The sequence below is a fragment of the Olleya sp. ITB9 genome (genome assembly GCF_001315805.1).
Taxonomy (GTDB): domain Bacteria; phylum Bacteroidota; class Bacteroidia; order Flavobacteriales; family Flavobacteriaceae; genus Olleya; species Olleya sediminilitoris.
In genome coordinates this window covers 50,496-74,668 of record NZ_BCBW01000034.1, presented here as the reverse complement: position 1 = coordinate 74,668, position 24,173 = coordinate 50,496, and the positions used below count along the sequence as shown (strand labels likewise).

Here is a 24,173-nt window from a genome sequence, read left to right as displayed (position 1 = left end):
CCAAGTTATTATTGACTTATTTTTTCGCCTAATTTTGTAAATAGTTCGCCTAATAATTTACGATCCATTTTTTTGTCCTCTAAAGTTTCGGCTTTATCTTCAAAGCTGTTTTCTAACTCGGTAATTCTAATATTAATATCAGTACTTAAATTATCAATATTTTGAAGTATTTCAGACTTAACGTCATCCATTAAAGCTTCTAATTCTTTTTTCTTTGTTAATATATCATTTTTAAGTGTTTCAAACTCGCTATCATAAGCTTGCATGTTTTCACCAAAAATAAGTTGCTTTATTGCGTCAATTTTAGAAGCTGCTTCTGCAGTTTCGTTAGTTGCTCCCTCGTTGATTTTGTCTGTATTTGCCATTAGGATAATTTAATTATCAAAAGTATCAAAAAAATAGATACAAAGGTATTTAATCGGTATTTTGCATGAATTCTTCGGCTTTAAGCACCATATTTTTACTTCCACAGAAAAAAGGCACACGTTGATGCAGTTCTTTTGGTTGTATATCCATGATTCTTTCAAAACCATTACTTGCCTTTCCATTAGCTTGTTCGGCTAGAAACGCCATAGGATTACATTCATACAATAATCTAAGTTTTCCGTCTTCGTTTTTAGAGCTTTTTGGATATAAATAAATACCACCTTTAATCATATTTCTATGAAAATCAGACACTAAAGAACCAATATACCTAGAAGTGTAAGGTCTGTCACCTTCTTCCATTTGGCAATATTTGATGTAGTTTTTTACACCTTGTGGGAAGTGTGTATAATTACCTTCGTTTACAGAGTAGATATTTCCGTCTTCAGGAAATTGCATATCAGGATGTGAAAGGTAAAATGTACCAATTGCTGGATTTAAAGTGAAACCATTTACACCATGTCCTGTTGTATAAACTAACATTGTTGATGTACCATAAACGACGTAACCTGCTGCTACTTGTTGATTACCTGGTTGTAAAAAATCCTCTAAAGTTACAGGAGTTCCAACAGGAGTAATACGTCTATAAATTGAAAAGATAGTACCTACTGATACGTTTACATCAATGTTTGACGAGCCATCTAGTGGATCTATCAAAACAACATATTTGTTTTGATTGTTATCATCTTGACTATTTATGGTAATAAAATCGTCTTCTTCCTCACTAGCAATACCACAAACTATATTACGATTTGTTAGTGTTTGTATAAATTTATCGTTAGCATATACATCTAATTTTTGTTGATCTTCACCTTGGATATTAGTGTCACCAGCAGCACCAATAATGTCTACAAGACCTGCTTTGTTAACTTCATGGTTTACTACTTTTGCAGCTAACCTAATAGAGTTTATTAATCTTGATAGCTCTCCTGAAGTATACTTAAAAGATGCTTGGTTTTCTATTATAAATTCTCCTAAAGTTTGATTTTTTTTAGACATGATTTCAAGTTGTAGTTGTTTGCGCAAATATCGCAATTTTTAACAATTATAACGTTGTAGTATATGTTATTTTGGTTTAATACCTATACTTAAACTATATTTGATTAAATTAATTTAGTATGGATTACACAATAAGATTAGCACAAAAAAAAGATGTTACTTCAATTTTAGGCTTGATACAGGAGCTTGCAGATTTTGAGAAAGAACCTAATGCAGTCCTTGTAACTGAAGCAGATTTATTACAACATGGTTTTGGAGATCAGCCATTATTTACATGTTTTGTTGCAGAAAAAGATGAAAAAGTGGTTGCTATAGCATTGGTTTATATACGTTTTTCTACCTGGAAAGGTAAAACAGTACATCTTGAAGATCTTATGGTTAATCAAGAACACAGAGGCTCTGGTTTAGGGACTTTATTATTAAATGAAGTTATTAAATACGGTCATAATCTTGGTGTAAAGCGCATTTGTTGGGAAGTTTTAGATTGGAACGATCCTGCTATTAAATTTTACGAAAGTAAAGGTGCTACGTTATTAAAAGATTGGTATTTGGTCCAAATGGACGAAGCAAGTATCAATAATTATATCGAAAATATATAAATGAAAGTATTTAAATTTGGTGGTGCTTCTGTTAAAGATGCTAATGGTGTTAAAAATTTAGTTTCTGTTTTACAGCAAATCGGTTACAATAATACACTTATAGTCGTTTCAGCAATGGGTAAAATGACTAATGCTTTAGAAGCGATTATTGGTTGTTATTTTGAAGATAAACCTAAAATTAATGAGACTTTATTAACTGTAGAAGATTTTCATTATAATATTGCTTTAGAGCTTTTTCAGTCTAAAAACCATTATGTATTTGCACAAATAACATCACTTTTTGACGAGCTAAAAAACTTTTTACAAAGTAATAAATCTCCTGATTATAACTTTGTTTATGATCAAGTTATTGGCTTTGGCGAGTTAATTTCTACTACAATCATAAGTCAATATCTAAATCAAGAAGGATTAAACAACCAATGGATAGATGTTAGACAACTAATAAAAACTGATGATTATTACAGACGCGCAACAGTTAATTGGGATAATACTCAACAAATAGTAAGTCAGTCTATTGATATCAATACATTAAATATTACTCAAGGTTTTATTGCAAGCGATAAAAATAATTTTACAACTACTTTAGGTCGTGAAGGTAGCGATTATACTGCAGCTATCTTAGCCTATTGTCTAAATGCAGATAGTGTAACTATCTGGAAAGATGTTCCAGGTGTATTAAATGCAGATCCAAGATATTTTAAAGACACACAATTATTGCATTCTATTTCATATACTGAAGCTATTGAGCTAGCTTTTTATGGAGCATCAGTAATACACCCAAAAACGTTACAACCATTACAGCGTAAAGAAATCCCGTTATATGTTAAGTCTTTTTTAGAACCATTAAGTCAAGGCACAGTGGTTAATAAAACAGAAGGTATTGTTCCTAAAACACCATGTTTTATTGTTAAACAAAATCAAGTATTATTATCGTTATCAACCTTAGATTTTTCTTATGTTGTAGAAGATAATATTAGCGAAATTTTTAACCTATTATCGCAGTATAAAATGAAAGTGGATGTTATTCAAAACTCTGCAATTAGTTTTTCAGTTTGTTTTGATAATAATTTTAATAATTTAGAGCCACTATTATTGCATTTAAAAGCAAAGTTTAAAGTGACATGCCATGAAGGTGTATCACTTTATACTATAAGACATTATGACTCAAAATCTGTAGCTAATTTAGAGCAAGGTAAAACAGTTTTATTAAAACAAATGTTTCAAGAGACACTACAAATAGTAACTAAATAAATCTAATGAATTACATTTGTACTTTCTAATACGAAAAAAATAAATGGGATTAGTCACAGCAAAAGAAGTTTCAAAAGCTATAAACCTTAGTAAATATGGGTTTTTAGGGACTTTTGTTGGTTGGTTATTGATGAAGGTTTTAAAGATTTCTACTTTAAATAAAATCTATAATCGCAACAAACATTTGTCACATTTGGAGTTTTTAAATGGTATTTTGGACGAATTTCAAATAAAATTTGAAATTCCTGAAGAAGATTTAAAACGCTTACCAAAAGATGGCGCCTACATTACAGTATCTAACCATCCTTTAGGTGGTATTGATGGTATATTACTTTTAAAATTAATGCTTGAACAAAGAGAAGATTTTAAAATTATTGCTAATTTTTTATTACATCGTATAGAGCCAATGAAGCCATACATAATGCCTGTTAATCCATTTGAAGACAGGAAAGATGTAAAATCAAGTATTGCAGGTTTTAAAAGTGCAATCTCACATATAAGAGATGGACATCCTTTAGGGATTTTTCCAGCAGGTGAGGTGTCTACTTACAGAGACGGTAAATTGGTTGTTGATAAACCTTGGGAAGAAGCAGCCATGAAATTAATACAAAAGGCAAATGTACCTGTTGTACCAATATATTTTCATGCCAAAAACAGTAAATTATTTTATAAGTTATCTAAAATAAGTGATACGTTTAGAACCGCTAAATTACCATCAGAATTATTAACTCAAAAAAGACGTGTCATTAAAGTCAGAATAGGTAAGCCTATATCTGTTAAAGACCAACAAGACCATAAATCACTTTCTGATTTTTCCGAATTTATTCGTAGAAAAACATACATGCTATCCAATACTTTTCAACCCAAAGAAAAAATTATAGATAGTATTTCGTCTAGTTTAAAATCGCCTAAATCTTCAAAAGCACCTAAACAAATTGTAACTCCTGTAAGTCAAGAAACCATGATTGCAGAAGTTGATGCTTTAAGAGACAAAGACTGTAAACTATTAACTAGTAAAAATTATGAAGTATTTTTGGCTACAGCCGAAGACATGCCAAACTTATTAAGAGAGATTGGACGTCTAAGAGAAATTACTTTTAGGGCAGTTGGAGAAGGTACAAATGAACCTATTGATTTAGATGAATTTGATAACTATTATCATCATTTATTTTTATGGGACAGTGAAGCTCAAGTGCTTGCAGGAGCTTACAGAATGGGATTAGGTTCTCAAATTTATTCAAAATTTGGTATTAAAGGTTTTTATTTACAAGACTTATTTGGGTTTGAGCCAGAATTATATAAAATGATGAGTCAATCCATAGAAATGGGTCGTGCATTTATCATTAAAGAGTACCAACAAAAACCGATGCCTTTATTTTTACTTTGGAAAGGTATAGTTCATACAACATTACGTCATCCTGAGCACAAATATCTAATAGGAGGAGTAAGTATTAGTAATCAGTTTTCTGAGTTCTCAAAATCTTTAATGATTGAGTTTATGAAATCTCATTATTATGACCCTTACATAGCACAATATGTACATCCTAAAAAAGAGTTTAAAGTTAAACTTAAGGATGCAGATAAAGATTTTGTTTTTGATGCTACTGAAGCCGATTTAAATAAGTTTGATAAGATTATTGATGAGATAGAACCTGGAGCTCTTAGACTACCAGTTTTACTTAAAAAATACATCAAGCAAAATGCACGTTTAGTAGCTTTTAATGTAGATCCATTATTTAATAATGCAGTTGATGGATTAATGTATATTAAAATTGAAGACTTACCAGAAAGTACAGTTAGACCTGTTATGGAAGAGTTTCAAGCAGAACTGGAACGTAAAGTTACTGAACAAAATGAATAACAAATTAGTAATTTTAATTGCTTTTTTTGTTCATTCAGTTGGATTTGCGCAAACCTATTCAGGTACAGTTCTAGATGCAAAAACCAACCAACCTTTACCAAGTGTTACCGTTTACTTTGATGGTACGACTATAGGTGTTATTACAGATCTTGATGGTATGTTTAATATAGCTTCTAAGCAGACCATAAATGCACCTTTAGTGATTAGTTACATAGGTTACAAGACTCTAGTTGTAGCTAAGGAAAGTCTTTTAAATAACCCAATAATAAAACTACAGCCACAAACTACAAATTTAGATGAGGTTATAGTCACTGATGACGATTGGTCCAGAGAAAAGAAATTAAGGTATTTTAAACGGGAGTTTTTAGGACGATCTATTTATAGTAAGGACTGTAAAATTACTAACATTGATAAAATCAGATTTAGGTATAGTAAAGTTGACCAAACAATATATGCTATGGCTGACGAACCTATAATTATAATAAATAAATACTTAGGTTATAAAGTTGAATATAACTTAATTGATTTTGAAATTATTTTCGAAACACCACCTTCTGGTTTTACCTATATTAATAAAGTGCTTTACAGTGGTACAAGTGTTTTTTCTGAACTGAATAAAAGGAAAATAAAAAAGAGATACATTAAAAACCGAAGCTTTGTTTATAAAACCTCACTACTTTATTTTATGAGAAGCTTAGCCAACAACTCTCTAAAGGAAAACGGATTTAGGTTGTTTAAAAGTAAAGATAAAAAGCAACCAAAACCGTTATTTGAAACCACACAATCTGAAGTTTTCAATACTAAGAAAATTGATAAACATAAAACTCGAGTATCATTTTTAGATGCTAAAAAAATAGTTGTAAGTTTTGAGAATTTAGATCAGGCTTTTTTATTGCCAAATACTACAGATAATGTGTTTTATATAGATAGCTTTGGAATACATTATCCTATTGAAAGTGTTTTATTTGGTGGTACTTTTGGACAGAGTCGTATAGTAAATATGTTACCTTCAGATTATAATTTAGATTAGTTAAGATTTATTACAATTGATTTGAGTTTTTACAAAAAAGTCATTGACAACTCGTCTGCATTCATTTAATTGGTCTAAATCAATTGAGTAGAATAAATTTTTACCCTTAACATTTTGCTTTAATAAGCCAATCTTTCTTATCTCTCCTAAATGCTGAGAAATTGTAGGTTGTGATAGACCAGTGCTTTTAACTAGTTGATTACAATTGCAATTATTATTTTCGCTAATGTGTTGTATCATTGCTATTCTAGCTGGATGACCTAATACTTTAGTGTAATTTGCTACCTGATTTTGCGAATCATTAAAAAGCTGTCTTTTTGAAAATCCCATAATTATTTGATATTATTTATTAATAATAAAATGTGATATTGCAATATCACAATGATAAATATAAATAAAAAACTAAAATCAACAAAGACTTCAGTTTTTTATTTGCGTTATCCTCTTATTTACTAAACAATCTTTGGAAAAAGTTTTTAGTTTTTTTAGTAGTTTCTTCAATGACTTCTTTAGCATCATCTGCTAAATCTTCAAGTTTATCTCCAGCTTCATCAGCAAATTTTGAAGCTTTCTCTTTAGCTTCATCCATTAATTCTTTAGCATCTTCATTTATAAATTCGGTTGCTTTTGCTTTAACCTTATCATAGGTCTCTTTAGCATCTTCAGATAATTCGTCTAATTTTTGTCCTGCTTCTTTAGCTATTTTAGATGCTTTTTCTTTGGCATCATCAACAAACTCTTTAGCGTCTTCATTAATAAATTCAGTAGCTTTTGTCTTTGCCTTTTCAAAGGTTTCTTTAGCTTCAGTTTTAATATCTTCAAATTTAGCTTCTGCTTTATCTAAGACCTCTTTGGTTTTGTCTTTTACTTCATCTAAAGTTTCTTTTGAAGCGTCATTAGCCTCACTAGTTTTGTTACTTGATGAGTTTTTTGTATTGTCTGCAATATTTTCGGCTTGGTTTTCCTGGTTTTTCAAATCTTCACTCATAATTGTTAGGTTAGTTGTTGACCACTAATATATTACAAATATATATTATTGAAAGGCTTTATCTATAGGTTCCCAAAGTTCTATTTTATTTTCATCGTTGTCTAAAATCCATCCAAATTTGCCATAACTATATTCTTCAATTTCACCTAAAACCGTAACACCTTCGTCTTTAAGTGTTGCAATTAATTCAGTGAGGTTTTCAACCCTGTAATTAAACATAAAGTCTTTTTTAGAGGGCTCAAAATGTTTTGAATCTTCAGGAAAAGGACTCCATTGGGTTGAGCAGTCATTACCTTCTTTATCTTTCCACCAGAACGTTGATCCATAATCATCTGTATTAAAACCTAAATGTTTTTTATACCAATCTTTCGATGCTTTTGGGTCTTTAGTTTTAAAAAATAGACCTCCAATTCCTGTGACGCGTTTTTTCATTTGTGATAGTTTTAGTTTTGGTTAGTTTAATTATGTTTATTCTATTTTTTTATGGCAGCTTCATATAAAGTTATCCACTCTTTAACACTCATTTTACCCAATAACTCTTGTATTAAATCATATGGTATATCATCCATTTTTTTAAATCTGATACAGCTTTTACCCATATCCAATTTGTATTTACAATGTTTAGGGTACTGCTCTACAAACCAATCATAAAGTTCTTTTTTTGCATATAGACCAGAATGGTACAATGCTATAAAGTTTTTTTGAGAGGCTAAATTTATAAATGGTAATGGCGGAAATGGTTTGCAGTGGTATCCTGCAGGATAAATAGATTTTGGTACATAATAGGCTAACATACTATAACTTATACCAGTCTCTAGACCTTCAGGCATATTCTTAACTATTAAGTTATGCAGTTTTGTTATAGGTGTTTTTCTATCTTCAGGAAGTTGGCTAATATATTCTTCTGCTGTTTTTGCTTTTGATGTCATTTAAATTTGGAATTTAATTAACAAATTGTGCTTTTATTTTGTCCACTATGGTTTGTGCTAGTTTAATTTTACTTTCTACAGTCCAACCAGCAACATGTGGTGATAAAATAACTTGATCTGATTGTATTAAATACTTAAAAGCTTCAGGCATGTTATTATCGCTAAAAAGATTTTCAAAAGATGATTTTTCATACTCTAACACGTCCAAACCTGCACCTAATATTTGTCCAGATTTTAAAGCCGACACCAAGTCTTTTGTAACAACACTTTTACCACGTGCAGTATTAATTAACCAAAAGGGTTTTTTAAATGCATTAATAAATGCTGTATCTACCATGTTAATCGTTGTTGGATTTTCTGGTGTGTGTAAACTTAAGACATCTGCTTGTTCTTGAAGTTGTGTTAAGCTTACTTGAGTTGCATTTTGATCTTCTTGGTTAGGTTTTAAATCGTAGCACAAAACATTTACATCAAAACCACGTAACTTTTTAGCAAACGCTTTACCCATATTACCATAACCAATCAAGCCCACTGTTTTTCCGTCTAATTCTAAACCACGATTAGCTTCGCGCAACCATTTACCAATTCTAACTTCTTTGTCTGTTTTATTAAGTTTATTAAATAAAGACAACAGCATTGCTAAGCTATGCTCTCCAACAGCATTACGATTACCTTCTGGCGCTGCTATTAATGTGATGTTTTTGCTTTGTGCATAATTACAATCAATATTTTCTAATCCTGCACCAACACGTCCAATAAATTTTAGGTTTGTTGCTGCATCTATAAAATCTTTATCTATACTAAACCTACTTCTGATAATGAATCCATCATAGTCTTTAATTTTTTGCTGAATATCTGCTTTAGAAGAGGCATAATCTTCATGATTAGTAAAGCCTAAATCGTTTAACTGATTAAGTAATAATGGATGATTGGAGTCTATATGAAGTATTTTCATAAATGTAGAGTCGTATTTAATTGTTTGATTTTGATTTAAATGTACGGATTTTAAGCGTTAGTGGTAGTAGTGGCATCCTTTTTTGCTTACTTTTTTGAAAGTATAATGTTTACTTAAAAGTATACTTATAAACAAAAACAGAAGGGTAACTAGATAGAAGCAAAAAAGATATAACGGATGACACGACGCTTATTTACTTAGTAAAAAAGTAAATAAGGGTAACGCCCAAATTTTAAAATCCTAAAATAGATTTAGCTATTACAAAGTATAGTAATATACCAAAAACGTCATTACTTGTGGTAATAAAAGGACCTGTTGCTACTGCTGGATCTATGCCTCTTTTATCTAAAAAAATAGGTATAAATGTACCAATTAATGCAGCCATTATTATTACAGCAACCAATGCAATGGATATGGTTATTGATATAATATATGGTGTTTTAAAAGCAAAATGTGTAATGGCTATTGCGACTAGGGCTAGCGCTAGACCATTGACTAAACCTAGAATAGACTCTTTTAATAAGCGTTTTAAAATGTTGCCATCTATACTATTATTGGCTAGACCTTGAACAACAATTGCAGAGGATTGTACACCTACATTACCTGCTGTGGCTTGAATTAAAGGGACAAAACTAAGTAGGACTATAAACTCACCCATTGAGCCATTAAAACCCTCAATAATACTTGCAGCACCTAAACCACCAAACATCCCAATAAATAACCATGGTAATCTTGCTTTGGTAAGTTTTATAATACTATCATCTGCCTCTACATCTTGAGATATACCAGCAGCCATTTGGTAATCTTTATCTGCTTCTTCACGAATTACATCGACGATGTCATCAATGGTAATACGTCCTAAAAGTGTTTTGTTTTGGTCTACAACAGGTATGGCTTCTAGGTCATATTTTTGCATGACTTTTGCAACTTCTTCCGCATCTTCGTCTACATATACATAGTCTACGTTTGAGTTAGAGAGTTCGGCTATTTTTTGTTCGCTTTTTGCGGTAAGTAAATCTTTTAAAGATAAACGACCAAGTAGTTTTTCTTGCTTATCTACTACGTATATGGAATGTACACGACTGACGTGTTGTGCTTGACCACGTATGCGACGTAAACATCCAGCAACTGTCCAAGTTTCATAAACTTTAACAAGCTCTTTAGCCATAAGTCCTCCAGCTGTATCTTCATCATAGGCTAAAAGCTCTTGGATTTCGGCTTTATGTTCTTGGTCTTCTATTTGTGATATTACTTCTGCTTGACGAGACTCTGGTAGCTCTGCAATAATATCTGCAGCATCATCTGTGTCAAGTTCTTCAATTTCTTCTGCAATTTCTTTAGCAGAAAGATTTTTAAGCACTTTTTCTCGATTATCCTCGTCTAATTCCATTAAGACATCAGACGTGGTTTCAGAATCCAAGAGTTTGATAACATACATCGCGTCATCTAGATTAACTTCATCTAAGATTTCTGCAATATCTGCGTAATGAAACTCTTCTAAAACTTTACGTAATGCTTTATCGTCTTGTTGCTCGATAAGCAATTCTACTTGTTCTATAAGTGCATCTGTAAGCTGAAACTGTATGTTTTGATTGTCTTCCACTAATGCTTTATTTGTCGTTTTCTATTAGACTAGTTAACTCTAAAAATTGTGCTACTGAGATTTGTTCTGGTCGCTTGTCAAAGATACTATTTGCTTTTAGATTATCAGACAAATCAAATGTTTTTAAACTGTTACGCATGGTTTTGCGACGTTGCTGAAAAGCTTGTTTTACAACCCTAAAAAACAACTTTTCATCACAAGGTAATGTGTAGTTTTCTTTACGTATTAAACGCAATACACCAGAGTCTACTTTTGGTGGTGGATTAAACACTGTTGGAGGAACTGTAAATAAATATTCGGCATCATAAAAGGCTTGCGTTAAAACCGATAAAATACCATACACCTTACTGCCTTCTTTAGAGCAAATACGTTTTGCTACCTCTTTTTGGAACATTCCAGAGAACTCAGGTATTTGGTCACGAAGCTCTAAGGTTTTAAATACTATTTGCGTCGAAATATTATATGGAAAATTACCAATTATTGCAAAAGGCTCTTGGTTAAAAGTTTGACTTAAATCATACTTTAAAAAGTCTTTTTCTATGATTCTTGATGTTAAATTTAAATAGTTGTTTTGTAGGTATTCTACACTTTCTGTATCAATCTCAATCACATAAGTTGTGATCGGTTTTTTTAGTAAGTACTTTGTTAAAACACCCATTCCTGGACCAATTTCTAGGACGTTTTTATAACCGTTTAAAGTTAAGGCATCAGCAATGTCTTGAGCAATGCTTTCGTCTTCAAGAAAATGTTGTCCTAAAAACTTTTTTGCTTTGACTTGATGGTCATTATTTTGTTTATGTTTTGCCATGATACTGAGGTTTTTTCGGCTTAAGCCGAAATTATTTAAAGGTTACAGAATACTCATCTACAATTTGAAGCTCTGTCCTGAAGGCTAACATTTTGTCAGCGAATTTTTTTAATCCTTCTGATCTTAATTTTTCTGCATCTTCTCTGTAATATGCATCTAGGGCTTCTCTTGAATATGATTTGTATTGTATAGAGTAGGTTTGTCCACCCATTTCCTCTTCCACTAACACTTTTGTTAGTGTTGCTTTTTCAAACTTACCAGTTGCTAAAACTGTTGGAATGTGCTGCTTTATCCAAATTAACCACTCGTCATGAGCACTATCATCTATATTTACTGTGACGTTATATATGTACATTGTCTATAAGTTTTTTGCAAATAACATAAGTTCTGAGTCGTCCTCAAAGGGTTTTACCTTTTTTGTGAAGCTAAAACCTAATTTTTCTATTAATTTTATTGATGCTTTGTTGTTAGGTTTTGTTATAGCTCCAACTTTTTTGAGATTAAACGTGTTTTTGGCTAAATCTAATATTGCTAATGACGATTCTAATCCGTAGCCTTTACCTTCATATTTTGGTAACATTGCAAATCCAATATCAGGTAACTCTAAGGTTGCCCTTTTTGTTAGTCCATTTGTACCTATAAGCTTATTGTTTTCTGCTTTTAAATGCAGTTTATAAAAACCATAACCTAATTGTGCGTAATTTTTAAGATGTCCATTTTTTATACGCTCTTGCGCTTGCTCAATAGTCTGGACTTTACGATCACCAATAAATTTTTTGAATTTTGGAGTATTAACTAACTCTATAAAAAACTGAGCATCGTCCAATGTAAATTTAGTAATTAAAAGACGTTGGGTTTCTGCTACTATCATAATTTTTAATTTATTGGATCACCACGAAGTGCTCTAAACTTTTTTCTTGCGTCAACAGCATAAATGCTATCAGAATAATTAAATAGCAAATTTTCATACAGTGCTTTTGCTTCTTCTGGGAGTGCTAATTTATTGGCAAATATCTCGGCTAAATAATATAATGCATTATCCATAAGGATGCTTTCTTTATAGTCTGAAATTATACGTTGATAATTAGCTTTGGCTTTTTGGTAATTATGTTGTTTTTCAAATAATAAGGCTTGTTTAAGTAAGGCCTGAGGTATAATAACTTCGGTTTTATGGTCGTCTAAAATCTGATTTAAAAGTTGTATAGCTTCAACATTTTTGTTTTGAAATGCTAATAGGTCTGCTTTTGCATATTTTGCTAAAGCTATTTGTAATGAGTCTTCAGCTCTGTTATCGCTAATTAATAGTTTTAAATCTAAGGCATCATTAGCTGTAAGTTGTGATGTAGATGATTTAAGTATTTTTAACTGAGATTCTGCCCATTTAAAATCACCTTTATAATAACTTGTTTTAGCTACTCTAAACCTTGCTTCTTGAGCAAGTGTACTGTTTTTTAAATTACGTTCTATTTGTGTGTAGTAAATCAAGGCTTCGTTAAATTTTTCTTGAAGCACTAAAATGTCTCCTAATTCTAGTTTTACGTTAGCTAGTTGTAATTTTGATGCATTATATTTTAAGGTGTCCTTAAGTAGTTTAATAGCTTCTGTTTCTTGATTTAAATAAAAAGCTAAAAAATGAGCGTAATTAATCTGTAAATCTAATGTTTGGGGTGTTTTACCAAAAGTGTCAAGTACTTCAATATATTTATTATTAATAGATTGATAGTCTTTAGTTGTAGCAATTTCAGTTTTAATTTGTAATACTTTTTTTAATGCAGATAACTGCATAGACATATCTTGTGTGGTTTCTGTTATGTAGTTAAATACTGTTAGTGCGTCTTGATATTGTTTTTGGTCTTGAGCAATCAACCCTAATTCAACTAACCTTGAGAGGCTTTTTTGTTCACGTTTATAAATAGCCTTTTCTTGTACAAAAGCCTTATAGTAGTCTTTTTGCTGTATAAATAGCCAACTTAACATTTCATTCCAAATGACATCTTGTGTAGTTTGGATTTTTTTTAAGAGAATTTTCCTTAATAATATGTTGTATTCATTATTACTATCTTCAGTAATAAATTCGCTTACGTTTCTTTTAATAGTATTGAGGTAGGCATAACTGTCTTCTACTAGACTGATGTAACTATTAAACATTTTTTCTACATCACCTTGTGCACCATAAATTTTTGCTAATTGAAAATTAAAATTTAGTGATGGTTTTATTTTCATTGCTTTAGTATAAGTCGTAATGGCTTGATTTAACAAGGAATGTTTTTCAAAAGCCTGACCAACACGAAAAGCATAGATAGGTTTTGTATCTAGGCTAGTGATTGCTTTATTATAATATAAATTAGCATTTAAAGTGTCTTTTTTTAATTGATAATTAAATCCTAATTCGACTAAAAAATCTGGCTTATTGTTGTTTTTAAGATATTTTAATATGCGGTTTTCTGCACTATCGTATAACTCTAATTGTTGCTCAATAGCAATGATTTTTAATAAGTAACTTTCGGAATTTTGATTATTTATGTATAATTTTTTGTAACTAGATAAAGCTTTTTCAAACTGGCCTTCTTTGAAATATTGTTTAGCAAGAAATTCTTCTTGAGCTTGTGTGGACCAAGCTAAAAAAAAGAGAAATAATATAATTAGGCGTTTAAGCATCATAACTGTAAATATAAAAATACAAAATCTACTATTTGTAAATTTTATGCAAAAAAAATGCCTAAACAAAGTTTAGGCATTAAGCCAATCTAATAAATGTGCTATTAATCATATATATATTCAATATAAGATTCAATTACTTGATTGGAGTTTATCTACAGTAATTTATTTATTGTAAACAAATTATATCTAAAATAAAGGTTGTTTTAAAATGGAAACAAAATTACAATGCAAAAAAGACGTTAAACAACGTCTTTTTTAAATTTTTGTCGGTAAACTAGCGTTTTTAGTAAGTGATAATTTAATTAAGTTTAGTTAATGTAATCAAAACCAGTGTATGGCACTAAAACTTCTGGTATTTTAATTCCGTCTTCAGTTTGATAATTTTCTAATATTCCAGCTAGTACTCTAGGTAATGCTAAAGAGCTTCCGTTTAAGGTATGAGCTAATTCATTTTTACCATCACTATTTTTAAAACGTAGTTTTAAGCGATTGGCCTGAAAAGTTTCAAAGTTAGAGACACTAGAAATTTCTAACCATCTATCTTGAGCAGTTGAAAACACTTCAAAGTCATAGGTTAAAGCTGAAGTAAATCCAGTATCACCACCACATAAGCGTAAGATTCTGAAAGGTAATTTAAGTTCGTTTAAAATCTCTTTGACATGATCGACCATAGTATCTAATGCTTGGTACGATTTGGTTGGGTGTTCTACACGAAGGATTTCCACCTTGTCAAATTGATGTAAACGGTTTAAACCACGTACGTGTGCACCATAGCTACCAGCTTCACGTCTAAAACAAGGAGTATAACCAGTTATACCAATTGGTAAATCTGCTTCGTTTAGTAAAACATCTCTAAAAATATTTGTTCCTGGTACTTCTGCAGTTGGTATTAAATAAAGGTTGTCTTCTGTAACATGGTACATTTGACCTTCTTTATCTGGTAATTGTCCTGTCCCAAAACCTGATGCTTCATTTACTAAATGTGGTAATTGGTACTCAGTATAACCTGCAGCTGTATTTTTATCTAAAAAATAGGCGATTAAAGCACGTTGTAATCTGGCACCTTTTCCTTTATAAACAGGAAATCCAGCTCCTGCAATCTTATTTCCTAATTCAAAATCTATAATGTCGTACTTTTTAGCTAATTCCCAGTGTGGTAAAGCACCATCGTGTAATTTTGGAATATCACCTTCTGTATATACTTCTTCGTTGTCTTCTTCACTGTTACCTTTTGGTACAGATTCATGTGGTACGTTAGGGATTTTGTAAAGTAATTGGTTTAAAGCTTCGGTTTTGGTATTTAAAGCTTCGTTTAAAACTTTAGACTCTTCTTTAAGCTCTGATGTTTTAGTTTTTAAAGCATTTGCTTTTTCGGCTTGACCGGATTTATATAAAATACCAATTTCTTTAGAGATTGAGTTGGATTCTGCCAATACAGCATCCAATTTAGTTTGTAAAGCACGACGCTCTTCATCTAAATTAATTACATCTTCAATCATTGCTGTAGCATCCAGATTTCTAACTGATAATCTGTTAATAACTAGCTGTTTGTTTTCTCTGATAAATGGTACTTGTAACATGTGTTTTTGTTTTTTGGCGTTACCTAAAGGTCAGGCTTTTTGTTATATTTTTTTGCTGATTATTTCAGTAAAAAACGATGCCACTTCAAAAACAAGTATTTGTTTGTAAAATGAAATTTAACGAGTAATGCTTGACGCAATAGTATGACTACAAATTTATGATGTAAAAGTAGTAAGATTTTGCGTAGCTAAAAATATTTTATTTATCTAATTGAGATGGTAATATCCAGTCATTATGTTTAAAGACGTTCCATTTGGCATTAGCCAGATCAACTTTAGGATCTATAAGTGTTTTGTAGGGTCTGCCATTAACGCTTGCTTTGGCATTAACGTACACAGCAATGTCTTGACCTTTAGTTTTGTAATCGTGCTTTAAATGTTGTGCAAACTGCCAAATAACATCGGGTTTTGTGGCAATCATCCGTTTTTGTTTTCTTGACAAATAATGGTCTAAATTGACGATAGTTGTTTTGTTAGTTTTTTTATTAACGACTTTATATGTTGCGTAACCAGATTTAGAGCGCAGCATCATGCGCCAAGATAGTCTATGACCTTCTTCTGTCCACAGCACATTGTCTGTTATAAAATGATGTCTTATTGGTAAAATAATTTGAACGATAAAGTAAATACCAGCTATTGTAAGTAAGTAGGGTTTATAGTTAAGTGGTTTGATTTGGTTTATAGAATAAAATTCTTTTTTCTTTAAAAAGAGATTTTTAATAATTTTAGCATCAAAAAAGAATAACGAAAATGCTAATGCTAGATATGGGAATATTCCAACACCAAAGACAATAGAGTTAAATAAATGAAAAAAGATTGAACCAAAGAAGGCTAATCGTCTTGTTGGTTTAAACAATAATAGAGGTATAATCAAACCATCATATAAAATACCACCATAACCAACTAAATATGGTAAAAAGGGGTGTTGTAATGCACTTCCAATAATAGGGTAGTTAGCTTTACCTTGCATGAGTTGTGTTGGGACTGTTAGGTCTAACCAATCTGGATATATTTTTGCAACAGCTGCATAAGTATACATTATAAATAACTGAAGTACAAATACCCATTTACACCAACTAGGCATGCTTATAGTTTTAATTTTAGGATTTAATTTTACATCAATTGATGCATAGGTGTTGGCTGGTAAAAATGCCATAATCCCGCTTAATAAGCACAATAAGTAATAATGATTGTTATAAGAGGCTTTTTGTGTTAGATATATACTTGTCCATAATACGGTAAATGCAATGATACTAAACCTGTATTTGTAACCTAGCATAATTCCTAAACTAAATATTCCCATAACGATATAATACACATATATCCATGGAGTAGGTAAGGGTTGTAAAAAGTCTAAGCCTATAAAATTAAAAGTAAATTTTGAGTCTATTAAAGTATATTTTACCCAACCTGTAAAAATTGCGCCAACGGATTCTAAAAAACAAAGTAGTCCAAAAATAATCCTGAATACTATTAATGCACTATTGTCTATTTGTTTAAATAAAATTTTATTTAGCATAGTCTTTTATGTACTGTAAAGCTTGGGTTTTATCTTGGTCTAATTGTGTTGTTAATTGTTTTAATCCATCAAATTTTTGTTCATCTCTTAAACGTTCTAGTAATTGAATACTAATGTTTTTATCATACAAAGAGTTGTTGAAATTAAAAAAATGAGTTTCTATGGTTTGTGATTGTCCATTGACGGTTGGGTTGTTTCCAATATTCATCATGCCATATTGGATAGTATCATCAATTAATGCTTTGACAACATAAACCCCTTGTTTTGGTATTAGTTTATAGGTTTCTTCAATATGTAAATTAGCTGTTGGATATTGTATGGTTTTACCTAAACCTTTTCCTTTTACTATTGTACCTGTAAGCATAAAATTATAACCTAAATAAGTATTGGCAGTTTTAATTTCTCCTTCATTTAAAGCAGTTCTTATTTTTGTTGAAGATATTGCAACATCATTAATATCTTGCATGGATATTTCTTCAACTTCAAAATTAAAATCTTCTCCAAATTGTATTAAATCATTAATATTAGCATTTCTGTTTCTGCCAAAATGATGGTCGTAACCAATGATGATATATTTAGATTTTAACTGATTAACTAGTAGGTTTTCAACATAATCTAAAGCAGTCAACCTTGAAAATTCTTTTGTAAACTCTTTAACAACCAAATTAGTAATGCCAAAGCGTTTTAAAAGTTGTTCTTTCTCGCTAATAGTATTTATTAATTTAATATTAGCATCTTTTTGCAAAACCATCCTAGGATGAGGAAAAAAAGTTAATAATGATGGTTGTAAACCTTTTACATTAGCGACTTCAACTAATCTTTTAATAATTTTTTGATGACCAATATGTACACCATCAAAAGTTCCGATGGTTAATACAGTATGTTGTTTAGGATTTGTTTTCAATGCCTTGTAGTTATTTTACAAAAGTAAAAAAGCCAATTGAATTAATTCAATTGGCTTTTAAGTTATTTAAAAAATTACCGTCTTATTTTTTTATAAAAGGAAATGTTGCTGCATTACCATCTTTAGATATTTTAATAAAATACATACCATTGCTAAATGGAGTTGTGTCTATTGTTAAATCTTGAGTAGAATTTATAGCTTTTTCTAAAACTAATTGACCTAGCATGTTATAAACTTTATAAGTATTTGGTAAATCATTACTATTACTTGTTTTAATATTTAATGAACTAACCGTTGGGTTAGGGTAGATGCTGATTGAGTTTTCTAGTTCAAAATTATTAACTGATAAAAAGGCTAATTGAGAACCAAAGTAATATGTGCCTGTTAATCCATTTGTGAAAGTGGCAGATAGTTTAGAGTCTGATCCAAAAGCAGATATTGTTACAGGTAACAACTCATTTGTTGTATTATTTTTAACAAATAATGATGATCTGTTTTGGCCAGTCATATTTTCCCAAGCAGCAAGTTCAGCTTCTGTAAAATAGAAGTTTACTGTTGCAGTTCCAGTTGCTGTATTAGTGGTTGTGATATCGTATGTTTTTGCAGTTACAAAACCAGAAGTATCAGTTCCTCCATTATAAGCTACAGCTGCAGCTCCAGCAGTTGTAATGTCTCTAGATACCGATACGGTTGTACAACCGTAATCATCACCACCAATGTTGTCTATATCAGTCATAATATTTCCAGAAGTTGCATCTGTACAAAATGATTGGCCTTGACCTAATATATTAATTTGATTTACAGTACCTGAATTTTCAGTTGTTTGAACATTAGTTGTAACATCAGCAGTTACTGATATATCGTCAAGAAGGAAAACAAACTCGTCTGCAGACACAACGTGTATTGCAATGTATATGTCTTGACCATCATAGGCTGATAAATCATAGATATACTCTGTCCAATTTAAAGGAGGTATAGTATATGGTGCTGGACTTATAGTTGTAAAACTTGTTGCATTAGTGTTCGTAGTAGACACCTCTACTTTAAAACGTTCACCTCCATTGTAATTATTAGTAAGAGATTTTGCCCAAAGCGATAATTGACTATTAGTGCCGTTTAATGATATTTGTGGAGTAATAGCGTAGTCATCATTTAATGGTGTACCACTTACAGACCCTGTTGAATTAAAGCAATAGTATCCCTTGTTTCCTGTATGTGGTTCCCAACCAGTCCCTGAAGCAGGTGTTGTTTGTGATGGATTAAATACGATAAAAGAACCTGTGTAAGATTCATTTAAAAAATCACTACTATCAGATGAATATGTAGAATCTCCATCATTATCTATCAAAGTCCATCCTCCAACTGGTGTTATTGCAAAATCTGTATATGTTTCAAAACCATCATTAAAAATTTCGGTATTACCTTGTGCCATAAGAGATATATCATCATTCTCAATTGTAATTTGATACAAACCATTTCCAGCTATTGCATCACCAGTAGTATTTACTCCAATTGATAGCTCTATTGTTTCATCCAATTCTACAGCATTGTCATTATATAATCTTAAAGTTATAGTGTTACTTGGTGTTGTAGATCCTGCAGTAAATGTTACGGAGTTATTAATTAAAACAAAGTCTTCATTTTCTATTCCAGTACCATTGTTTATTAGCTGTGCAGTAGCGTTTGCATTAGCAGGAATATTCATGTTTAAATCAATAGTGTAATCCGTAAAATCACAATTGTTTCCTTCTGCTACCTGTCCTGGAGATATGGATCCAGATGAGAAGTTGATGTAAGGAGTTGTTGGTGAGTTGCAAACGTTTGATGACGTTAAAGACGCTCGATTATTAAAAGTAGCTAATACGGCTTGTACTCTAGATTTTTGATCTTGAGTGAATGTATCCATACAAGAATCGATACTATAATCCATGTAATTTTCTACCATATCTAAACCAGGATCTGCTGGACAAGAATCATTCCCAGTATTACAGGTGCTTCCGTTTGATGATGAATTTGCTACAGCAGGAGTGTCAGCACAAAAATCACCAGCATTTGCTCCTGTTCCAGCACAACCACCCTGAAAGGTATGGAACAAACCTAGAAAGTGTCCTACTTCATGTGTCATAGTTCTTCCTAAGTTAAATGAGCCTGGAATATTAACTCCATCTGCATCATTAGAGCCAAATGATGAGTGTCTTGATACTACTCCATCTGTACTAGCATCACCTCCGGGGAACTGAGCATAACCAAGTAAGCCACCGTTATTAAATTTTACCGACCACATATTCATGTATAATGATGGATCCCATATGTTATTAGGTTTTAACGCTTCTACTTGAGCTATAAGGTCGTTTGAAATCGCATCTGCATTTGCTCCTGTTCCTGTTAGTCCATTTTGTCCAATGTTAACACGATTAATACCATTTGTTGGACTACCGTCTGGGGCAGTTTGTGCCATACAAAATTGAACTTCTACATCAGCTCCAACCGGATTTGTATTATATCCCCTAGTTCCAAACATTCTTCTAAAGTCTTCGTTTAAAACTTCTATTTGTGATAAAATTTGTTCTTCAGAGATATTAGCATTTGAGCCTATTTGTTCTCCATTATTAAATACATGTACTACTACAGGTATATTTAAAACAACCATTTGGTTAGAATTTCTTTGCTGGCTCAATTCATTTATTTTGGCAGCAATTTTTTTCTCAAAATTAACACTTCCCATCATTTCTGGATTGTGTTTTAATAATTCTTTGTTATGTTCATCAGCATGGCATCTGATGACTTCTTCTATGTTTGATATTTGTTTTTGTTTTGAAATTTGTGATATTGCTGTCAAACTTGATATAAAGAAAGCAATAAAAAGGTATAAAGTAATTTTTTTCATTAATTAGGAAGGATTTATATTATTCGGTAAAATTATGTTTTTTTTCACAATTAATCTGTTAATTTTTTGAGTTATATGTTGTTTTGTTGAGAATTCTTATTAAATTAGATATAATTAACCCTTAACTATTTATTAGTATGAAAAAACTATTACTTAATTTAACTAAAATTATCACAATGATGCTTTGCGTTGTTGCTTTTGGTCAACAAGATTATTGGACATTAAGTTCTGAAGACAAAGTTGCAAATTTGGATAAAGTCAGACGTGCATCTTTTCCTTCTGATTATCAGATTTTTTCTTTAGATATCGAGAAGTTTAAAACTCAAATAATTAATGCTCCTGTAAGAGGGGAGAATATCGGTAAATCAAATATTATTGTCTATTTTCCAAATGCTAAAGGCGAGTTAGAGCGTTTTAGTGTAACTGAAGCTCCGATTATGCAGTCTGAATTAGCAGCAAGATACCCGATGATTAAAACATACAAGGCTGCTGGATTGGATGACCAAACTGCCACTATGAGTTTTAGTGTTACGCAATTTGGATTACACACTATGTCTTTGTCAGGTAAACGAAGCTCGTTGTTTATTGATCCCTATACAACCACTAACGACTTTTATATTGTATATGAAAGAAATGCCTTAGGTCAAGATTTACAGGGTTTTGAATGTTTAACTGATAAAGATGTAGAATTATCTTCATTAACTAACGAAAGAGCAAGTCAATTAGCTGATACAGATGATATGCAATTAAGAACCTATAGGTTAGCCCAAACTTGTAATAGTAGTTATGGAGCTCTTTTTGCAGGAACTGGTACTGACGCTCAAAAGAAACAAAATATTCAAGCTCAAATGGCTATAACTATTAATAGAGTTAATGAAGTTTATGAAAGAGATTTAGCAGTAACGTTAGTTTTTATTAATCAAAATGATCAATTAATTTATTATGATCCAGCTTCAGATCCTTGGACTAATGAATTTAATACCAAAACTCAAGAAGTTATATCAACAACTTTAAATGATGAAAGTTTATATGATATTGGTCACAATTTCAATACTTCAGGAGGTGGTAGTGCAGGTTGTTTAGGCTGTGTTTGTTTGGATGGAGCACCTCCATATACTGGAAATCAAAAAGGAAGAGGATATACAGGAAGAGCAAATCCAACAGGTGACGCATTTGATATTGATTATGTGGCTCATGAAATGGGTCACCAATTTGATGGCTGGCATAGTATGAATACATGTAGTCGTTCAGGAAATGGAATGACAGAAGTTGAGCCTGCTTCAGGAAGTTCAATAATGGGTTATGCAGGTATTTGTGCTACCAATGTACAATCTAATAGTGATGCACATTTCAATTATGTCAATATAAGAGATATTTCGGCAAATATACAACCAGGTGGAACAAGTGATTGTGGAGCTACTATGGCATTAACAAATCAGCCTCCAGTTGCTAACGCTGGTTTAGATTATTCAATTCCGCCAAGTACAGCTTATGTATTAAGAGGTACTGCTACTGATCCAGATGGATTAGCAAGTTTAACTTATAATTGGAGTCCTAATGACCCATCTCAAGCCCCTTCAAATGGTGCACCTCAGCCTACTTGGACGACAGGTCCAATGTATAGATCTATATTGCCTTCAGATTCACCTGATAGATACATGCCTAGCTATAGTGATGTAGTTGCAGGTAATTTAACACCAACTTGGGAAGTGACACCATCAGTAGCTCGTACTATGAATTTTTCTTTTATAGTTAGAGATAATGCTAGTGGTTTTGCTAATGGAATAGGTCAAACAGATGCTGATTTAATGACTGTTGATGTAGTAGGTGATCAGCCTTTTACTGTTGTTACTCCTCCAGCTTGGGCTTCAGGAAGTAATCAAACGTTAGTTTGGAATGTTGGTGATACTAATGGTGCTATAATTAATTGTCAATCTGTTAATATCTTATTTTCAACAGATGGAGGATTAACTTTTCCAACAACTCTTGCTTCTGGAGTTTCAAATGATGGTTCAGAAACGATTACAATTCCTAGTGTAGCAGATACCAATAATGCTAGAGTAATGGTAGAAGCTGCAGATAATATATTTTATGCTTTATCAGAGGTCTTTCCAATAAATAGTACACCTTCATTTGTTTTAAGCAATTCATCAGGAGATCGAACAGCTTGTGCTATTGATGAGGTTGAATATACTGTTGATATGATAACTGCTAATGGTTTTTCTGAAACAACAAATTTCACATCATCAATAAGTCCAGCATTAGCTGCTACTGTAACCTTTACACCTTCAAGTTTAAATTCTGATGGTTCAACTTTAGTTAATGTGTCTGGATTAACTGGAGCTGCAGCTGGTGATTACACAATTACTATAACAGGTACTTCTACTACGCAAACTAAAGCAGTAGATTTAGAATTAACAGTTGTTGATGGTTTATGTGCTTCAGTTGCAAATACTATATATGATACAAGTACAACTTTAGTACAGTTTGGAGATATTGATAATTCATCAGGTAAACCATCTGGTTATAGTGATTATCGCATTGCACCAACAGCTACTCAAACTACAGATGTAAATAGAGATGCATCTTATACTTTGACGGTTAATCAAAATACAGATGGTAATTACCTTTGTACTTCTAGTGTTTGGATTGATTGGAATCAGAATTGTATTTTTGATTCTAATGAGTTCTACGACTTAGGTACTGCGACAAACGTAGTAAATGGACCTACTACTAATTCAGGTTTAAATGTAGTTGTTCCTTCTGATGCAGTTATAGGAGCTACAACAATGCGTATAACCACTAAATATTCATCAGCTGCTGGGTCTTGTGATAACAATCATGATGCAGAAGTTGAAGACTATACAGTTAATGTGCAAACCTCTCTATCTATATCTGAATTTGATTTTGCGGGTAGTTTTAACGTATATCCAAACCCTAATAATGGGGAATTTACTATTGAATTAAAAAATAATAATTTAAATAATAAATTGAATGTAGTTGTTTATGATGTTAGAGGAAGAAAAGTTTACAATACTTCGTTTGTGAATTCAAATGATTTTAAACAAAGAATTAAATTGAATAACGTTGAATCAGGTTTATATTTATTAAATGTTTCTGACGGAAATTCAGCAATGACCAAAAAGCTTGTAATCAAGTAAATTTAGTAAAGTGTT

21 protein-coding genes are annotated in these 24,173 nt (G+C 31.4%); 5 read left to right on the top strand and 16 right to left on the bottom strand.

What is annotated here, in order from left to right; genetic code table 11:
• Positions 1-8: 8 nt before the first annotated feature.
• Both ITB9_RS09865 and fbp read right to left on the bottom strand, forming a co-directional pair.
• Positions 9-365: a hypothetical protein gene (locus tag ITB9_RS09865; RefSeq protein ID WP_028289693.1), complete on the bottom strand. Its 357-nt coding sequence runs from the start codon at positions 363-365 to the stop codon at positions 9-11.
• 49 nt (positions 366-414) lie between these two features.
• Entirely contained in the window at positions 415-1,422 is a 1,008-nt protein-coding gene (gene fbp, locus ITB9_RS09860; RefSeq protein WP_054852096.1) for a class 1 fructose-bisphosphatase, read from the bottom strand.
• A 119-nt stretch (positions 1,423-1,541) separates the two neighbouring features.
• On the opposite strand from fbp, the gene ITB9_RS09855 reads away from it, so the two are divergent.
• The 4 genes from ITB9_RS09855 to ITB9_RS09840 are packed head-to-tail and all read left to right on the top strand — an operon-like array spanning position 1,542 to position 6,163.
• Positions 1,542-2,021, top strand: a complete 480-nt coding sequence (locus ITB9_RS09855) for a GNAT family N-acetyltransferase (RefSeq protein WP_054852095.1) — start codon at positions 1,542-1,544, stop codon at positions 2,019-2,021.
• A complete protein-coding gene (locus ITB9_RS09850) occupies positions 2,022-3,272 on the top strand; it encodes an aspartate kinase (RefSeq protein WP_054852094.1) in 1,251 nt (416 codons plus the stop codon).
• Positions 3,273-3,315: 43 nt separating this feature from the next.
• The gene (locus ITB9_RS09845; RefSeq protein WP_054852093.1) at positions 3,316-5,133 is read left to right on the top strand and encodes a lysophospholipid acyltransferase family protein; all 1,818 of its coding nucleotides are present in this window, start codon (positions 3,316-3,318) and stop codon (positions 5,131-5,133) included.
• Positions 5,126-6,163, top strand: coding sequence for a carboxypeptidase-like regulatory domain-containing protein (locus ITB9_RS09840; RefSeq protein WP_054852092.1), 1,038 nt, complete (start codon positions 5,126-5,128; stop codon positions 6,161-6,163). Before ITB9_RS09845 ends, ITB9_RS09840 begins: the two co-directional genes overlap by 8 nt.
• On the opposite strand, the gene ITB9_RS09835 is transcribed toward ITB9_RS09840, so the two are convergent.
• From ITB9_RS09835 to ITB9_RS09770, 14 genes are all read right to left on the bottom strand, one after another.
• The gene (locus tag ITB9_RS09835) at positions 6,164-6,493 is read right to left on the bottom strand and encodes a helix-turn-helix transcriptional regulator (protein ID WP_028289699.1); all 330 of its coding nucleotides are present in this window, start codon (positions 6,491-6,493) and stop codon (positions 6,164-6,166) included.
• Positions 6,494-6,608: 115 nt separating this feature from the next.
• Positions 6,609-7,151 (bottom strand): hypothetical protein, encoded by a 543-nt coding sequence (locus ITB9_RS09830; protein WP_054852091.1) that lies wholly within the window; start codon positions 7,149-7,151, stop codon positions 6,609-6,611.
• A 45-nt stretch (positions 7,152-7,196) separates the two neighbouring features.
• Positions 7,197-7,583: a VOC family protein gene (locus tag ITB9_RS09825; protein ID WP_054852090.1), complete on the bottom strand. Its 387-nt coding sequence runs from the start codon at positions 7,581-7,583 to the stop codon at positions 7,197-7,199.
• Positions 7,584-7,624: 41 nt separating this feature from the next.
• Positions 7,625-8,080, bottom strand: coding sequence for a DUF1801 domain-containing protein (locus tag ITB9_RS09820; RefSeq protein ID WP_054852089.1), 456 nt, complete (start codon positions 8,078-8,080; stop codon positions 7,625-7,627).
• A 13-nt stretch (positions 8,081-8,093) separates the two neighbouring features.
• Positions 8,094-9,035: a 2-hydroxyacid dehydrogenase gene (locus ITB9_RS09815; RefSeq protein WP_054852088.1), complete on the bottom strand. Its 942-nt coding sequence runs from the start codon at positions 9,033-9,035 to the stop codon at positions 8,094-8,096.
• A gap of 232 nt (positions 9,036-9,267) precedes the next feature.
• Entirely contained in the window at positions 9,268-10,638 is a 1,371-nt protein-coding gene (gene mgtE, locus ITB9_RS09810) for a magnesium transporter (protein WP_028607523.1), read from the bottom strand.
• Between the two features lie 7 nt (positions 10,639-10,645).
• Positions 10,646-11,446 (bottom strand): 16S rRNA (adenine(1518)-N(6)/adenine(1519)-N(6))-dimethyltransferase RsmA, encoded by an 801-nt coding sequence (gene rsmA / locus ITB9_RS09805; protein WP_054852087.1) that lies wholly within the window; start codon positions 11,444-11,446, stop codon positions 10,646-10,648.
• A gap of 31 nt (positions 11,447-11,477) precedes the next feature.
• Entirely contained in the window at positions 11,478-11,801 is a 324-nt protein-coding gene (locus tag ITB9_RS09800) for a DUF4286 family protein (protein WP_028289705.1), read from the bottom strand.
• A gap of 3 nt (positions 11,802-11,804) precedes the next feature.
• Positions 11,805-12,317, bottom strand: a complete 513-nt coding sequence (locus tag ITB9_RS09795) for a GNAT family N-acetyltransferase (protein WP_054852086.1) — start codon at positions 12,315-12,317, stop codon at positions 11,805-11,807.
• Between the two features lie 5 nt (positions 12,318-12,322).
• Positions 12,323-14,107 (bottom strand): tetratricopeptide repeat protein, encoded by a 1,785-nt coding sequence (locus tag ITB9_RS09790; RefSeq protein WP_261975600.1) that lies wholly within the window; start codon positions 14,105-14,107, stop codon positions 12,323-12,325.
• A 308-nt stretch (positions 14,108-14,415) separates the two neighbouring features.
• Entirely contained in the window at positions 14,416-15,687 is a 1,272-nt protein-coding gene (gene serS, locus ITB9_RS09785) for a serine--tRNA ligase (protein WP_054852084.1), read from the bottom strand.
• A gap of 199 nt (positions 15,688-15,886) precedes the next feature.
• Complete coding sequence (locus tag ITB9_RS09780; RefSeq protein ID WP_054852083.1) at positions 15,887-17,206, bottom strand: HTTM domain-containing protein; 1,320 nt, start codon at positions 17,204-17,206, stop codon at positions 15,887-15,889.
• Positions 17,196-18,110 (bottom strand): bifunctional riboflavin kinase/FAD synthetase, encoded by a 915-nt coding sequence (locus ITB9_RS09775; RefSeq protein WP_054852082.1) that lies wholly within the window; start codon positions 18,108-18,110, stop codon positions 17,196-17,198. The genes ITB9_RS09780 and ITB9_RS09775 overlap by 11 nt, the downstream gene beginning before the upstream one ends.
• Before the next feature lie 82 nt (positions 18,111-18,192).
• Positions 18,193-20,997 (bottom strand): M43 family zinc metalloprotease, encoded by a 2,805-nt coding sequence (locus ITB9_RS09770; protein ID WP_054852081.1) that lies wholly within the window; start codon positions 20,995-20,997, stop codon positions 18,193-18,195.
• A 137-nt stretch (positions 20,998-21,134) separates the two neighbouring features.
• Here ITB9_RS09770 and ITB9_RS09765 point away from each other — a divergent pair, with 137 nt between their 5' ends.
• Complete coding sequence (locus ITB9_RS09765) at positions 21,135-24,158, top strand: reprolysin-like metallopeptidase (RefSeq protein WP_054852080.1); 3,024 nt, start codon at positions 21,135-21,137, stop codon at positions 24,156-24,158.
• The last annotated feature ends 15 nt before the right edge of the window (positions 24,159-24,173 follow it).